The sequence below is a fragment of the Luteimonas endophytica genome (assembly GCF_029887875.1).
Lineage (GTDB): Bacteria > Pseudomonadota > Gammaproteobacteria > Xanthomonadales > Xanthomonadaceae > Luteimonas > Luteimonas endophytica.
In genome coordinates this window covers 24,685-38,335 of sequence record NZ_JARXRM010000031.1, presented here as the reverse complement: position 1 = coordinate 38,335, position 13,651 = coordinate 24,685, and the positions used below count along the sequence as shown (strand labels likewise).

Sequence of the window (13,651 nt, the reverse complement as noted above, 5' to 3'; positions counted from 1 at the left end):
TGCCGGGTCGCGGTTCACGCCGCCGGCGGCCCCGGATCGCCGCCCATCGCCGCGACGATGCGCTGGCGCGCGACCTCGGCGATGCGGCGCCGGCCGTCGGCATCGCCGGGGGCGATCGGCGCGAGGAACGCCACCTCCGCGCTCCGCGCCGGCTCGCCGAGCAGGCGCAGGAAATTGCCGAGGAAACTCTCGCCCGGGTGGAACGCCACCACGGTCTGCGCCGACGCACGGTCGCCGTAGCGCAGCGCCACCGGCTGCACCGCCACGCCGGCCTCGACCGCAGCCAGGAAGATCCGCGCATGGAACGGCCCCACCGAACGACCGTCGCGGGTGCGCCCCTCCGGGAACACGCCGACCGAGTGACCGCCGCGCAGCCGCGCCAGCATCTCGTGCAGCACCCCGCCCAGCGACTCCTGGCTGCCGCGCTGGTGGAAGATGGTCTCCCCGCGGCTCGCCAGCCAGCCGACCAGCGGCCAGCGGCTGATCTCCTTCTTGGCCACGAAGCCCATCATCCGCTGGCTGTGCAACGCGACGATATCGACCCAGCTGACGTGGTTGGCCACGAACAGCGCCGCCGCGGGGACCGGGGTGCCGCTGCGGCGCAGGCGAAAGCCGAACACCCGCATCAGCCCGGCCGACCAGGCGCGGATCAGGCGATGGTCGAGCCGCTCGCCGCCGGCCAGGCGCAGGCCGCCGGTGAGCGGGTTGAGCGCCAGCAGCAACAGCGGCAGGTCCACCAGCAGGTGCCAGAGCAGCATCGGCACGCGGTAGGCATAGCGCACCGCGCGCGCCTGCACGGTGCGGCTGGCAGCGGGAGCGGGAGCGGCGGCGTCCGGCGGGGGCGGAGTTCGGTTCATGCTGAGCGGGCGGCCAGGGCGGCGGCGCGGCGGCGGCGGCCGCGGCGGAACCGCTGATTATGCGGCAGCGGCGGGGCCGGGGCAGCGCGCCGCGGCGTTCGCGCCGGTGCCCCTCAGGCCGGCGGCGCGTCCCGGCGCGGCACGCGCGAGATCACCGCCACGGTCAGGCGCGAGATGCAGACCAGGCGACCGGCCGCGTCCACGATGCGGATCTCCCAGACCTGGGTGCTGCGGCCGACATGGAGCGGGCGCGCGGTGCCGGTGACGTGGCCGTCGCGCACGGCGCGCAGGTGGTTGGCGTTGATCTCGATGCCGACGCAGCCCTGGCCCTCCTCCACCGACAGCATCGCGGCGGTGCTGCCGAGGGTCTCGGCCAGCAGCACCGAGGCGCCGCCGTGGAGCAGGCCGTATGGCTGGTGGGTACGGGCATCGACCGGCATGGTCGCGCTCAGGTGGTCCCGGCCGAGTTCGGTGAAGACGATGCCCAGCGGCTCCATCGCGGTATCGCGCGAGAGCGCGTTGAGCGATTCGAGGCTGGAACTGCGGCGGAACGGCGATGCGCCGGCTGCGGGTGCGGTCTGGTCCATGCCCGGACGATAGCCGAGCCCGGCCCCGGCCGGCTACGCGGGCGTCGCTCGCCCGGGCCATCGCCTGGCGGTGGTGCTTCAGGCGCAGCGAAAGCGCGGCGCGGGGCTGCGGTCCAGATAGTGGCGGTCGCGGGCGTAGCCGCTGCTGCTGCCGTAACCGACGCCGAAATCGCGCGGGCGATGGTCGCGGCGGGCGCCGGCCGGCTGCGGTGCCGGGGTCCGGGAACGCTGCGGAACGAGGGTGGAATCGGAAGGCTGGGGCTGGGCGTTCATGGTCGGACTCGGGGGAGGGCCGGTGGTGGAGCGGGCGGACTCACGCCACCCGGAAGCGCGCCGAAGGCGAGGCTCCGGCGTAGCTGCGCGGTGCCGCGTAGCCGCTGCTGCGGCCGTAGCCGGTGCCGGCGGAGCGCGCCTGGGGCTGGCGGCTGGAGGGGCGGACCGTGGACTGGATGGCGGGGGTGCTCATGGTGTTCTCCGTGGGGTGTCGGGCGGGGGTGGCGGGCAAGCGTGGGGGTCAGGCGAAACGGAAGCGCGGGGACAGCGACGCGCTGGCGTAGCGGCGGGCGTTGGCATAGCCGCTGCTGCGGCCGTAGCCGACGCCGAAATCGCGGACGCGGGGCTCGGGGCGGGCCGGGGCCTGGACGGCGCGGGCGACGTTGCGGTACTCGTTGCGGACGGGGTTGCTGGCGTTCATGGTGGACTCCTCTGGGGTAATAGTGCTGCGGTGTGCTGGTAGACTACAACACCACATACAAACGGCATGTGCCGAAAGTCACCCCACCCCGGGCACGGCAGCAACTCTTTGATCCGGAGGAATTTTTTAGATCAGGCGGCCGACGAACGGTCTACAGGATCGGCGCCAGGCCCGCCCCGAACGCGGTGAAGATCCGCGTCAGCACGCTCTTGAGCCCGAGGCTGACCTCGGGGAAATCGCCCACCGGCTCGTGGCAGGCGCGGAACCCGGGATCGTCCGGCGGCAGCGGCAGCGGGCAGCCCGGACCGGGGCGGAACTCGTAGCTGGTGGCATAGCGGGTCGGCCACAGATCGAACAGCGGCAGGTGTTCGGACATCTTGGCCAGCGAGTACTCCAGGCCCGAGAACACCGGCGGCTTGTCGCGGCGCGCGATCACCCAGGAGTTGGCCGGCGCCATGTCGCGGCGAATGCTGGCGGCGAGCGCGTGCGCGAACCCGGGGTCCTCGATCACCAGCGCGCTCTCGGTGTTGAGGTTGTCGCCGCGCGGGTCGAAGTTGTGGGTGCCGACCACGCCCACGCGCTCGTCGATCACCAGCGATTTGGAATGCAGCCCGATCCGCACCCCGGCGCGCTGCAGCGGCACCGGGCGGTTGACGCCGATGCCGGCGTAGCGCAGCGCCGAATACTCGCGTTCGAGCGGCACGCGCGCCGACGGCCGCGAGATGCGCGCGCCGCGGCCCGGTCCGGAACCGTCCCCCGACCCGCTGGGGTGCATGTGCAGTTCGGTCGGGGCGGAACCGCGGCGTCCATCGCCGCGTGCCCGGATATCGACGGTCCCGTCCGGATTCCACTGCACGCCCACCGCCCCGGTCGCGTCCAGGTCGATCGGGGCGTCTTCCGGGAACGGCTTGTATTCGTAGATGTTGAAGCCGAAGTCGCGCAGGTAGCGGCGCTTGTACTTGTAGGCCAGCGCGTAGGTGATGAAGGAATCGGTGGCCGCCAGGCTGTTGGTCGAGATCACCACCCGCGGGCCGTCGGGACGCTCGTTCAGCGCCTCGAACATCTCCTGGGCGGGCCCGGAGAGCACCAGGTAGGGCGTCTGCAGCAGCACCTCCTCGGTCGCCGATTCGATCAGCGCGCGCAGGTACACGGTCGAGGGCGCGATCCGGTCGTAGCTGCCGCCGTCCTTGTCGGGCGGGTCGGCCACGTACGCCGCATCGCCGACCGGCAGCGCCGCCTCGGCGAGGCGCTCGCGCATCAGCAGCGGATCGTCGGCGTCGCGCGAGATCGCCTCCACCCGCGCGGGAACCTCGAACGGCGCGTGCGGCAGTTCCGGCACGCCCTCGCGCAGCAGCCGCCGTGCGACGTCGGTGAGCCCGGCCACCGGCACGCTGAGGCGGGAATGCCAGAACGCCTCGAAGTTCGCCCCCATCTCGCCGGCGACCGGGCCGGCGACGAGAACGTCGCGGTCGCGGAAGTTGTACTCGTCGTCCCAGTCGTAGTAGCGGTCCTGGTAGTTGCGGCCGCCGGTGATGCCGACCATCCCGTCGACCAGCAGCAGCTTGTTGTGCATGCGGCGGTTGAGCTGGCGCCAGCAGCAGGCCGCAGCCAGCACGTACTGCGGATAGCTGATCCGTGCACGGCCCAGCACCGGGTTGTAGACCCGCAGTTCGAAGTTGGCGTGCGCCGCCGCCAGCGCCGCCAGGGTATCGACGTGGCGCAGCGCCGAGAGCTGGTCGACCAGCACCCGCACGCGCACCCCGCGCCGCGCCGCGGCCAGCAGCTCGTCGAGGGTGAGGTGGCCGGCATCGTCCTCGTCGAAGATATAGGTCTGCAGGTCGATGCTGCGCTGCGCCCCGCGGATCAGGTCGATGCGCGAGAGCAGCGCGTCCTGGCCATAGTCGAGCAGCAGGGCGTAGTGCCGCGACTCGCCCGGCGCGCTTTCGGCGAACGCGCGGGCGCCGAGCTCCCGCAGCGGCGACGGCCGCGCGCAGGCGGTGGCCGGCACTTCGCAGTCGACCGCGGTGTCCCGGGCCTGGGCGACGATGTGGGTGGCCTGGTCGCGCTGCAGCGCAGACAGGCCGGCGCAACCGCTGGCCACCAGCGCCAGCAACCCCGCCAGCAGCGTCCGCAGCGTCCCGGTCATGGCAGCGGCGTTCCGCGCAGCGAGAGGTGGAACTGGACCCGCTCCGAGAGCGCGAAGGCCCAGCGGTCCATGGCGTAGTCGGCGCGGCGCACGCTGCCGGTGACCAGCACCGGGCAGTCGATCATCGGCCGCTCGCAGGTGGCCGGGGCGATCTCGAACAGCTCGCGGCGCTGCACCCCGCGGATGTCGAGCACGCCCGCCAGCTCGCCGCCCTCGCGCACCAGGGCGGGGGCGAACGCCTCGGAGACGAAGGTCACCTCGGGGTGATGCTCGGCGTCGAAGAAGCCCTCGCCCCGGGTCAGCCGCGAGTAGCGCGGATGGTCGACGATCTCCACCGTCCGCGCCGACAGCCGCAGGTGCACCTGCTTGCGGCCGTCGACGAGCAGCCGGACCTCGCCGGAATGGTCCGGAAACCGGCCCTCGAGCGAACGCCCCCAGCGGGTGCGCAGGGTGAAGCCGATCCGCGAAGCGGCGGCGTCCACGACGATGTCGCCCGACCCCGCGGCGACCGCCGGGGGGATGCACAGCAGCAGGGCGATCAGCAGCGCCGCATGGCGCTTCACGGCCACCAGAAGGCGGACAGGGTGGCCGCACCCGGCTCGATCGCCGCCCCTGCGGGGAACTCCAGCACCGCGATGCCGGCCGGCGGCATGCCCCGGTAGTCGCCGGACTGGCCGCTGTGCATCAGCGCGGCCAGGCGCTCCAGCCCGGGGTTGTGGCCGACCACCAGCAGGCGGTCGAGCTCGCGGTGGGCGTCGATCAGCGCCGCCAGGGTGCCGGCCGACGCCTCGTACACCGCCGGCTCCAGGCGCTGGTCGACATAGCCGAGGGTGCCGAGCACGATCTCCAGGGTCTCGCGGGTGCGCCGCGCCGGCGAGCACAGCACGCAGTCCGGGATCAGCCGCTGCTCCTGCAGCCAGCGCGCCGCGGCCTCGGCCTCGGCGTGGCCGTCGGCCGAGAGCGGGCGGTCGAGGTCGGCCTCGCCGGGCACCGCCGGATCGGCGTGGGCATGACGCAACAGGATCAGTTCGTGCATGGAAGTGGGAGGGCTAGCGCCGCAGCCAGCGCAGCAGCGGCTGCCAGTCGGCCTGGTGCTCGCGCACGTGCTGCGACTGGTAGTCGAACAGGCTCTTGCCCAGTCCGACCAGCACCACGTAGGCCTGGCTGTCGCGCAGCTGCGCCACCACCGGATAGGGCCACTGCCCCAGCAGCTCGAGCGCCTGCTGCGAGGCGTTGGTCCATGGCCGCAGCCGGTTGGCGACCAGCCCGACCTTGAGCTCGCCGCGCCGCACCCGCGGATCCTTGGCCAGGGTATTGAGGAACGGCACCGTGGCCTCGATGTCCAGCGCCGACGGCAGCACCGGCACCACGATGGCGTCGGCGTGCTCCAGCCAGGCGTCGAGCTCGTCGCGCATCGCTCCGGCGGGCGCATCCACCACCACCCGCTCGACCCCGGTCGGCAGCGAGCGCCAGACGCTGCGCTGGCGGCGGCTGCCGTCGACCGGAAGCACCGCGCTGTCGATACCGGCGCGGCGCTCGGCCCAGCGTGTCGAGGAACCCTGCGGATCGGCATCCACCAGTGCGGTGCGGTGTCCCGCCAGCGCCGATTGCGCGGCCAGGTGGGTGGCGATCGTGGTCTTGCCGACCCCGCCCTTGGAACTGGCAACCAGGACCGTCTTCATCCGCACCCTCCGCTCAGACAGGTTCCGCCGAGGGTACACCGGGCCGGGCCCCGCCGCGAGCCGGGCTCTGCTATCTTCACGCGCCGCCCACCCACCCCCGCGCCGCATGAGCGAACTGCAGGACCTGGCCGCGCTGATCCGCGCCGACACGCCGCTGATCGTGGTCGAAACCCCTGACGAGCCGCGGGTGGTCGAGCTGTTCCGGCAGACCCTGACCCACGTCTGGCGCGCCATGTACCGCTGGACCATCACCGAGGGCCTGCGCCGGATCGACCTCGACCGCGAGGACCCTGCCGAGGACGCGGCCGACATCGGCACCACCCTGCGCGCGATCCGCGGCGCCGACCAGCGCGGCGTCTACCTGCTGCTAGATTTCCATCCCTACCTCGAGTACGCCGGCAGCCAGCGCCAGTTGCGCGACCTGCTGCAGCGCCGCGACTGCCTGCCGCACGTGATCGTGCTGGTCGGCCACAAGGTGGAGCTGCCGGCCGAGCTGGAAGCGCTGGCGGTGCGCCACGTCCCGCGTCTGCCCGACGTGCGGCTGCTGTCGAAGATGGTGCAGGAGGAGGCCGCGGCCTACACCGCCGAGCACGACGGCCGCAGGGTCGAGAAGGACGACGCCACGGTGCGCCAGATCGTGCGCAACCTGCAGGGCCTGAGCCTGACCGACGCCCGCCGCATCGCCCGCCAGCTGATCTTCGCCGACGGCGTGCTCGGCCCCGGTGACCTGCCGCAGCTGACCCGGCTCAAGTTCGAACTGCTCAACCGCAGCGGCCACCTGCACTACGAATACGACACCGCGCGCTTCGCCGACGTCGCCGGGGCGCGGCGGCTGAAGCGCTGGATCGAGCAGCGCCGGAAGGTCTTCGTCGAGGGCGAGGCGCCGCCCGGGCTCGACCCGCCCAAGGGCGTGCTGCTGCTGGGCGTGCAGGGCTGCGGCAAGTCGCTGCTGGCCAAGGCGGTGGCGGGCGGGTTCGGGGTGCCGCTGGTGCGACTGGACTTCGGCACCCTGTACGCCAAGTACCACGGCGAGACCGAATCCAACCTGCGCGCGGCGCTCGCCTCGACCGAGCAGCTGGCGCCCTGCGTGCTGTGGATCGACGAGATCGAGAAGGGCCTGGCCGCCGGCGGCCCCGACGGCGACGGCGGGGTGTCGCGCCGCGTGCTGGGCTACCTGCTGACCTGGATGGCCGAACGCACTTCCAATGTCTTCCTGGTGGCGACCGCCAACCAGGTGCAGGAGCTGCCGGCCGAACTGCTGCGCAAGGGCCGCTTCGACGAGATCTTCTTCGTCGACCTGCCCGATCCGCAGACCCGCCGCGAGGTGTTCGCGCTGCACCTGGCCAGCCGCGATCTCGACCCGGCCGGGTTCGACCTGGAGGCGCTGGCGCAGGCGGCGGACGGCTTCTCGGGCGCCGAGATCGAGCAGGCGATCGTCGCCGGCCTGTATGCCGCCCACGCCGCCGGCACCCCGCTCAACGACTTCATGCTGCGCGGCGAACTGAAGCAGACCCGCCCGCTGTCGGTGGTGATGCGCGAGCAGGTCCAGGCGCTGCGCGCCTGGGCCGCCGAGCGTACCGTGCCGGCTGACTGAGCCGGCACGGCGCAGCGTGACGTCGGCCGGGCAGCGCCGGCCGCCATCGCGTCGCTCAGCGCGCCTCGGTCAGGCTCAGCGTGTAGCTGCCCGAATCGCTGATATGGCCGACGTAGATCTCGTAGTTGCCGGGCATCAGCACCGCGCTGAGTTCCGGATCGAGCGCGCCGCGGCTGTCGTCGTCGCACCAGGTGCCGCCCTGGCCGACCAGTACCAGGGTGGCGTCGGTGGTGCTTTCGACCGACAGGCGCAGCGCCACCTTCGAGGTGACCTCGAGCCGGTGGTCCGGGCTGGTGTCGATCATGCCGCTGCACTGGGCGCCGTACACGGACGACGCCTCGCGCGGGCCGCCGGTGCTGCCGCTGCCGCGCTGCGGATCGGGGGTGAAGCCGGCGCCGAGGCTGAAGTCGCGGTACAGGCCGCCCAGGCCGGCGCTGTCCGATCCGGCGCCGCCGAGCGCTTCGCTCAGGGTGAGGGTGTAGCTGCCGGCGCTGCCGAGATGGCCGACGTAGACCTCGTAGCGCCCCGGGGTGAGCCGCGCGGTCAGCTGCGCATCGAGCAGGCCGCCGCTGTCGTCGTCGCAGAAGGTGCCGGCCGGGCCGGTCAGGACCAGGGTGGAATCGGTGGTGCTGTCGACCGCCAGCTGCAGGTCGAGGGTGCTGGTCACGTCGATCACGTGGTCCGGGGTGGTGTCGATCATCCCGCTGCACTGGCTGCCGTAGCGGCTGGCCTGCAGGTTGCCGCCGGTCAGTCCGGTGGCGGTCTGCGGGTCCGGGGTGAAGCCGGCGCCGAGGGTGAATCCGGCGTAGTCCCGGGCCTGGCCCGCACCGGCAAGGCATAGCATGGCCGCGGCAGCGATGCCGCAGGAAACGTGGCGCTTCATGGTGGTCCCCCTGTAGGCCCGCGGCCTGGTCGTCGACCGGGCACCGGTGCGTTCGCGGCCGCGCGGCGGCGCGTAGTATCGCCCGCTGCCGGGCCCCCGCGCCAGCACGACGAGCGCCGCACGCCCGGCACAGCCGGCGACGCCTGTCGAGCGGCCCATGGCCGCGAAAGCCGGCGCCGGACGACGCCCGGAGTCACCGCCCACCCAGGCGGAGCCGCCCGCGGCCTTCGCGGCCATGGGCCGCTGCTACCGACGAAGGCGTCGCCCGGCACCTCGTAGCAGCGTGCCATGCACGCGAAGGCCGGCGCCGCGCCAATGCGCGGGGAATCACCGCCCACCAATCAGCGCAACGCGTAGTCCAGGGCGATCCCGGCGAAGATCGCCATCCCCACCCAGTGGTTGTGCAGGAACGCACGGAAACAGGCTTCGCGGTCGCGGTAGCGCGCCAGCAGGAACTCGTACCCCACCAGCAGCGCGGCCACGCCCAGCCCGCCCCAGTAGATGCCGCCCAGCCCGGCCTGCCGCCCCACCAGCCCCAGCGCCACGAACACCAGCGCGTACAGCACCCCCTGCGCCGCCAGGTCCAGCTCGCCGAACAGGATCGCGGTGGATTTCGCCCCGGCGCGCAGGTCGTCGTCGCGGTCGACCATCGCGTACCAGGTGTCGTAGGCGGTGGCCCAGAAGATGTTGGCCACGTACAGCACCCATGCCACCGGCGGCACCTCGCCCTGCACCGCGGCGAAGCCCATCGGGATGCCCCAGCCGAACGCCAGCCCCAGATAGACCTGCGGCAGGTAGGTGTAGCGCTTGAGATAGGGATAGCTGGCCGCCAGCAACACCCCGGCCACGCTCAGGTACACCGTGAGGCGGTTGAGGGTGAGCACCAGCGCGAACGCCACCAGCATCAGCACCGCGAACAGCGCCAGCGCCTCGCGCCCGCGCACCGCGCCGCTGGCCAGCGGCCGGTCGCGGGTGCGCTCGACCTGCGGGTCCAGCCAGCGGTCGGCGTAGTCGTTGATCACGCAGCCGGCCGAGCGCGTCAGCCACACCCCGGCGCTGAACACGAACAGGATCCACAGCGGCGGCACCCCGCCGGCGGCCAGCCACAGCCCCCACCAGGTCGGCCACAGCAGCAGCAGCCAGCCGATCGGCCGGTCGCCGCGGACCAGCTTCCAGTACAGCGCCAGCCGGCCGCGCCAACCCGGCACGGCCGGCGCAGGGGACCCGTAGCGTTCGTAACCCATCGCGAAAGCGTAGCAGCGCCGCGGCCGCCGGCGCGTCATCGGCCCCGGCGCAACGCCAGGCGGGCCGCCGCGCCGGTCCGTTCGCCACAAGGCTCGCGCTCGGGCCCGCGATAGTGGAAAATAGCCGGCCGCGCGCCTGTAGCTCAGCCGGATAGAGTAGTGGCTTCCGAAGCCATTGGTCGGGGGTTCGAATCCCTCCAGGCGCGCCAATCTTCCAATCCCCGCCCGGGGCCCGTGGAAGCGGCGGAAGTCGCGACCGGGCCGGACGCCGGCTGTCGGGGCGGCTTCAGGACTGCGGGGAGCAGGCCGGCCAGCCGCTCGCGAGCCGGCGCGCGGGCCCATCGCGACTTCCGTCGCTTCCGCGGGTGCCGTACTGCGGCGCGCCTGTGGCTCGGCCGGATAGCGTGGTGGCCTGCGAAGCCGTTGGCCGGGTCTTGGAGTTCGGCGACCGCGAGCTCACCGCAACTCGATCAGGAACCACGCCTCCAGGCTCGCCCCCGGCGCCAGCCGCTGCGGCATCAGGTTGAACGCATCCGGCGGGCCGGTCTGTGGTTCGACGCAGGTCGCGTGCGCGGCGGCGTCGTAGATCACCCAGTGCGCGCAGTCTGAGCTCAGCCTCAGGGTCCGGCCCTGCAGCTCCAGGATCGCCGGCTCGCGGTTGAGAAAGCAGTCGTCCCACGGCCCGGGCCCCGGCGCGACCGGGGGCGCGGTGGCGATGCCCTCGGCGTCGCGCGGGTACATCGCGACCGGCGAGAATTCCAGCCGTTCGGGCTTGCGGAACCACGGGTGCCAGCCGAGCGCCGCCGGCATCGCCAGCACGCCCGCGCTCACCGACAACTGCATCCGCAGCCGATCGGGCGCGAGCTCGATCCGCTGCCGCGCCACCCCGCCGAACGGCCAGCGCGCATCCGCGGGCAGCTCCAGCGACAGCTCGGCCAGCGTCGCGGCGTGGCGGTCCACCCGCCACGGCATGACGTGGCCGACCCCGTGCACGGCGTGGCCATCCGCCTCCACCGGCAGCCGGTACTCGCGTTCCCCGAACCCGAACCTGCCGCCGCGGATGCGGCCGGCCCACGGCAGCATCGGGTAGCAGCCCCAGGCGATCGGGTGCGTGTTCGCCCCGCCGTATCCGACCAGCAGCTCGGCGTCGCGATGACGCAGCTGCGCGATCCGCCCGCCGGCCTGCGGGGCCAGCTCCAGGGCCAGGTCGCCGGCGGCGAGTTCGAGCAGCGGCCCGGGCGGCAACCCGACGGCAGCGCTGTCATCCACGGGCGCAGCCGGTTCCGCGCCCGGCAGGGCCGCCTCACCCGCCATACGGGTCGATGGTGACGATCCGGCCGTCGGCGTCGTGCTGCAGCGGCGCCACCTTGACCGAGCGCAGGTGGGTCGCGCCGCCGGAGAGGATCGAGTCGTGGTAGTACAGCCACCAGCGACCGCCGAACTCGACGATCGAGTGATGGGTGGTCCAGCCCACCACCGGGCGCAGGATCGTGCCCTGGAAGGTGAACGGCCCGTACGGGCTGTCGCCGGTCGCGTAGCACAGCAGGTGGGTGTTGCCGGTGGAGTACGACAGGTAGTACCGGCCGCCGTACACGTGCAGCCACGGGGCCTCGAAGTAGCGGCGCGCGTGATCGCCCGCGCGCAGCGGCGCGCCTTCGGCATCGAGGATCGCCACCTCGCGCGGCGCCTCCGCGAAGCGTTTCATGTCCCCGGCCAGGCGCGCCACCTTCGGGCCCAGCGCCGCTGCGTCGTCGTCGGGCTCGCGCCCGTCCGGGTCGTGGACGTTGTCGCGGTACTGCTGCAGCTGCCCGCCCCACAACCCGCCGAAGTACATGTAGAACGCGCCGTCGGCATCGCCGAACACCGCCGGGTCGATCGAGTAGCTGCCCGGGATCGGCTCGGGCTCGGCGCGGAACGGCCCCTCCGGCCGGTCGCCGCTGGCCACGCCGATGCGGAACATCCCGGCCGCGTCGCGCGCCGGGAAGTACAGGTAGTAGCGGCCGTCGCGGCAGGCCGCGTCCGGCGCCCACATCTGCCGCGACGCCCAGGGCACGTCGTCCACGTGCAGGGCCACGCCGCAGTCCACCGCTTCGGCCTCGGGCGAGTCCATCCGCAGCACGCGGTAGTCCTGCATGGCGAAATGGTCGCCGTTGTCGTTGAACGCAATGCCCGCGTCGATGTCGTGCGAGGGATAGACGTAGACCGCGCCCTCGAACACGTGGGCCGAGGGATCGGCGGTGTAGATGTGCTCGACCAGCGGCCGCGAGACCGCGCGCGCGGCCAGCGCTTCGAGCCGTTCGGCTTCCATTGCGTCGCTCATTTCCGGGCCTCCGTCTCGGCTGCGATCAGCGCGCGGCCGCCTGCAGCCGGCGCGCCGCCAGTTCCTGCTCGATGCGCGTCTCCACCGCCTTGTCGATCTCGTAGAAGAACAGCAGCCCCACGCACAGCAGGAACGGGATCGAGGGGTACACGCTGACCGCCAGGCGGATGCCCTGCACCGCGCCGGCCGGCTGCGCCGCGGCGCCGGCCTGGTAGCCGTAGAACGCGAGGATCCCGGCGACCAGCGCGCCGCCCACGCTCAGGCCGATCTTCAGCCCGACCAGCATCGCCGAGAAGATGATCGCGGTGGCGCGGCGGTGGTTCTTCCACTCCGAGTAGTCGGCCACGTCGGCGATCATCGCCCACAGCAGCGGGATGGTGATGCCGTAGAAGAACCCGTGCAGGATCTGCGAGACGAACACCAGGCCGATGGCGTCCGGCGGAAACAGCCAGAACGCCAGCACGAACAGGGTCGACAGGAACAGCGCGGCACCGAACACGTCGCGCTTGCCGAAGCGGTCCGCCAGCGGCCGCGAGAAGCCGATGCCGACGATCATGAAGACGATGCCGCCGCCGTTGAACAGGCTGAAGGCCGAGGCCGGCGGGTCCTCCGGCCACTGGAATGCGGCCAGCCCCATCCCGCCGAGCAGCGCATTGAGGCCGCCGATGAAGCCGTCGAAGCCGATCCGGTCGAGGAACCCTGCCAGGCTGGGCTCGTCCAGGTAGTACTGGAAATAGTAGATGTACATGCCGCCCTTGAGCGCCAGGGTGACGAACACCAGCACCGTCAGCGCCAGCATCACCAGCCAGGGCCGGTTGCGCGCCAGGTCGGTGAGGTCCTCGCGGATGCTCGAGCGCCGCTCGGACACCGGCACCACCCGCTCGCGGGTGGTGAAGAAGGTGATCAGGAAGAACACCGTGCCGACGATGGCGAACAGCGCGATGGTGTTCTGGAAGCCCTGCACCTTGTCGCCGCCGCCCAGGATCAGCACCAGCGGCAGCAGCAGCACCTGGATGATGAATTGCGCCACCATCACCGCGACGAAGCGGTAGGCCGAAACGCTGTTGCGCTGGGCCATGTTGCCGGTGAGCACCCCGCTGAGCGCGGCGTAGGGCAAATTGTTGGCGGCGTAGACCAGCACCAGCAGGGTGTAGGTGACCAGGGCGTAGATCACCTTGCCCTGAGGGCCCAGGTCCGGCGTGCTGAAGGCCAGCAGCGAGAGCACCCCGAACGGCACCGCGGTCCACAGGATCCACGGCCGGAACTTGCCCCAGCGGGTGCTGGTGCGGTCGGCGAGCAGCCCGACCAGCGGGGTGAACACGAACGCGCCCAGCAGGCCGACCACGAAGATGATGGTCGCGGCGGTGCCTGCCGGAATGCGGTAGACGTCGGTGTAGAAGAACGCCAGGAAGGTGAGCAGCGTCTGGAAGATCAGGTTGGCCGCCAGGTCGCCCAGGCTGTAGCCGACCTTCTCGGTGACGGTGAGCTTCTGCAGCGCGCTATCCATGGTCTCGGGCCCCCTGGTGCGGACCCGCGGCGGGACCGGCGTGCGTCATTGTCGCCCGGGGCGCGCCTGGACACCGCGCGGCGCCGGCCCGCCCCGCGCCCGTCCGCCCCGCCCGCGGCGGGCGCGGGCGGGGCGCC

Annotated in this window: 15 protein-coding genes and 1 tRNA gene; 2 read left to right on the top strand and 14 right to left on the bottom strand. The window is 72.5% G+C overall.

Annotated elements, in window-relative coordinates; translation table 11 throughout:
• Nucleotides 1-14: 14 nt before the first annotated feature.
• The 9 genes from QFW77_RS09815 to QFW77_RS09775 form a co-directional block, all read right to left on the bottom strand.
• Nucleotides 15-857, bottom strand: coding sequence for a lysophospholipid acyltransferase family protein (locus QFW77_RS09815; RefSeq protein WP_280574429.1), 843 nt, complete (start codon nt 855-857; stop codon nt 15-17).
• Nucleotides 858-970: 113 nt separating this feature from the next.
• Entirely contained in the window at nt 971-1,444 is a 474-nt protein-coding gene (locus tag QFW77_RS09810) for a hotdog fold thioesterase (protein WP_280574428.1), read from the bottom strand.
• 78 nt (nt 1,445-1,522) lie between these two features.
• Nucleotides 1,523-1,717: a hypothetical protein gene (locus QFW77_RS09805; protein WP_280574427.1), complete on the bottom strand. Its 195-nt coding sequence runs from the start codon at nt 1,715-1,717 to the stop codon at nt 1,523-1,525.
• 40 nt (nt 1,718-1,757) lie between these two features.
• Complete coding sequence (locus QFW77_RS09800; protein WP_280574426.1) at nt 1,758-1,910, bottom strand: hypothetical protein; 153 nt, start codon at nt 1,908-1,910, stop codon at nt 1,758-1,760.
• Between the two features lie 48 nt (nt 1,911-1,958).
• Nucleotides 1,959-2,138: a hypothetical protein gene (locus QFW77_RS09795; protein ID WP_280574425.1), complete on the bottom strand. Its 180-nt coding sequence runs from the start codon at nt 2,136-2,138 to the stop codon at nt 1,959-1,961.
• A gap of 151 nt (nt 2,139-2,289) precedes the next feature.
• Nucleotides 2,290-4,284 (bottom strand): phospholipase D family protein, encoded by a 1,995-nt coding sequence (locus QFW77_RS09790; protein WP_280574424.1) that lies wholly within the window; start codon nt 4,282-4,284, stop codon nt 2,290-2,292.
• Nucleotides 4,281-4,847: a YceI family protein gene (locus QFW77_RS09785; RefSeq protein WP_280574423.1), complete on the bottom strand. Its 567-nt coding sequence runs from the start codon at nt 4,845-4,847 to the stop codon at nt 4,281-4,283. Before QFW77_RS09785 ends, QFW77_RS09790 begins: the two co-directional genes overlap by 4 nt.
• Complete coding sequence (locus QFW77_RS09780) at nt 4,844-5,320, bottom strand: SixA phosphatase family protein (protein ID WP_280574422.1); 477 nt, start codon at nt 5,318-5,320, stop codon at nt 4,844-4,846. Before QFW77_RS09780 ends, QFW77_RS09785 begins: the two co-directional genes overlap by 4 nt.
• 13 nt (nt 5,321-5,333) lie before the next feature.
• The gene (locus tag QFW77_RS09775) at nt 5,334-5,966 is read right to left on the bottom strand and encodes a nucleotide-binding protein (RefSeq protein ID WP_280574420.1); all 633 of its coding nucleotides are present in this window, start codon (nt 5,964-5,966) and stop codon (nt 5,334-5,336) included.
• 106 nt (nt 5,967-6,072) lie between these two features.
• On the opposite strand from QFW77_RS09775, the gene QFW77_RS09770 reads away from it, so the two are divergent.
• Nucleotides 6,073-7,560: an AAA family ATPase gene (locus QFW77_RS09770; protein WP_280574419.1), complete on the top strand. Its 1,488-nt coding sequence runs from the start codon at nt 6,073-6,075 to the stop codon at nt 7,558-7,560.
• A 55-nt stretch (nt 7,561-7,615) separates the two neighbouring features.
• On the opposite strand, the gene QFW77_RS09765 is transcribed toward QFW77_RS09770, so the two are convergent.
• Both QFW77_RS09765 and ubiA read right to left on the bottom strand, forming a co-directional pair.
• Nucleotides 7,616-8,443: a hypothetical protein gene (locus tag QFW77_RS09765; protein ID WP_280574418.1), complete on the bottom strand. Its 828-nt coding sequence runs from the start codon at nt 8,441-8,443 to the stop codon at nt 7,616-7,618.
• A gap of 341 nt (nt 8,444-8,784) precedes the next feature.
• Nucleotides 8,785-9,687 carry a 4-hydroxybenzoate octaprenyltransferase gene (gene ubiA, locus QFW77_RS09760; protein ID WP_280574417.1) on the bottom strand — a complete coding sequence of 301 codons (903 nt, stop codon included), beginning with the start codon at nt 9,685-9,687 and terminating at the stop codon, nt 8,785-8,787.
• 132 nt (nt 9,688-9,819) lie between these two features.
• Between ubiA and QFW77_RS09755 the strand changes: the two genes are divergently transcribed.
• A tRNA-Arg gene (locus QFW77_RS09755) sits at nt 9,820-9,896 on the top strand.
• A gap of 247 nt (nt 9,897-10,143) precedes the next feature.
• On the opposite strand, the gene QFW77_RS09750 is transcribed toward QFW77_RS09755, so the two are convergent.
• Genes QFW77_RS09750 through QFW77_RS09740 form a run of 3 tightly spaced genes read right to left on the bottom strand, consistent with a single transcriptional unit; the run spans nt 10,144 to nt 13,514 of the window.
• The gene (locus QFW77_RS09750) at nt 10,144-11,001 is read right to left on the bottom strand and encodes an aldose epimerase family protein (protein WP_280574415.1); all 858 of its coding nucleotides are present in this window, start codon (nt 10,999-11,001) and stop codon (nt 10,144-10,146) included.
• Entirely contained in the window at nt 10,991-12,007 is a 1,017-nt protein-coding gene (locus QFW77_RS09745) for a glycoside hydrolase family 43 protein (RefSeq protein WP_280574414.1), read from the bottom strand. Before QFW77_RS09745 ends, QFW77_RS09750 begins: the two co-directional genes overlap by 11 nt.
• Nucleotides 12,008-12,032: 25 nt before the next feature.
• Entirely contained in the window at nt 12,033-13,514 is a 1,482-nt protein-coding gene (locus QFW77_RS09740; RefSeq protein ID WP_280574413.1) for an MFS transporter, read from the bottom strand.
• Between the last annotated feature and the right edge of the window lie 137 nt (nt 13,515-13,651).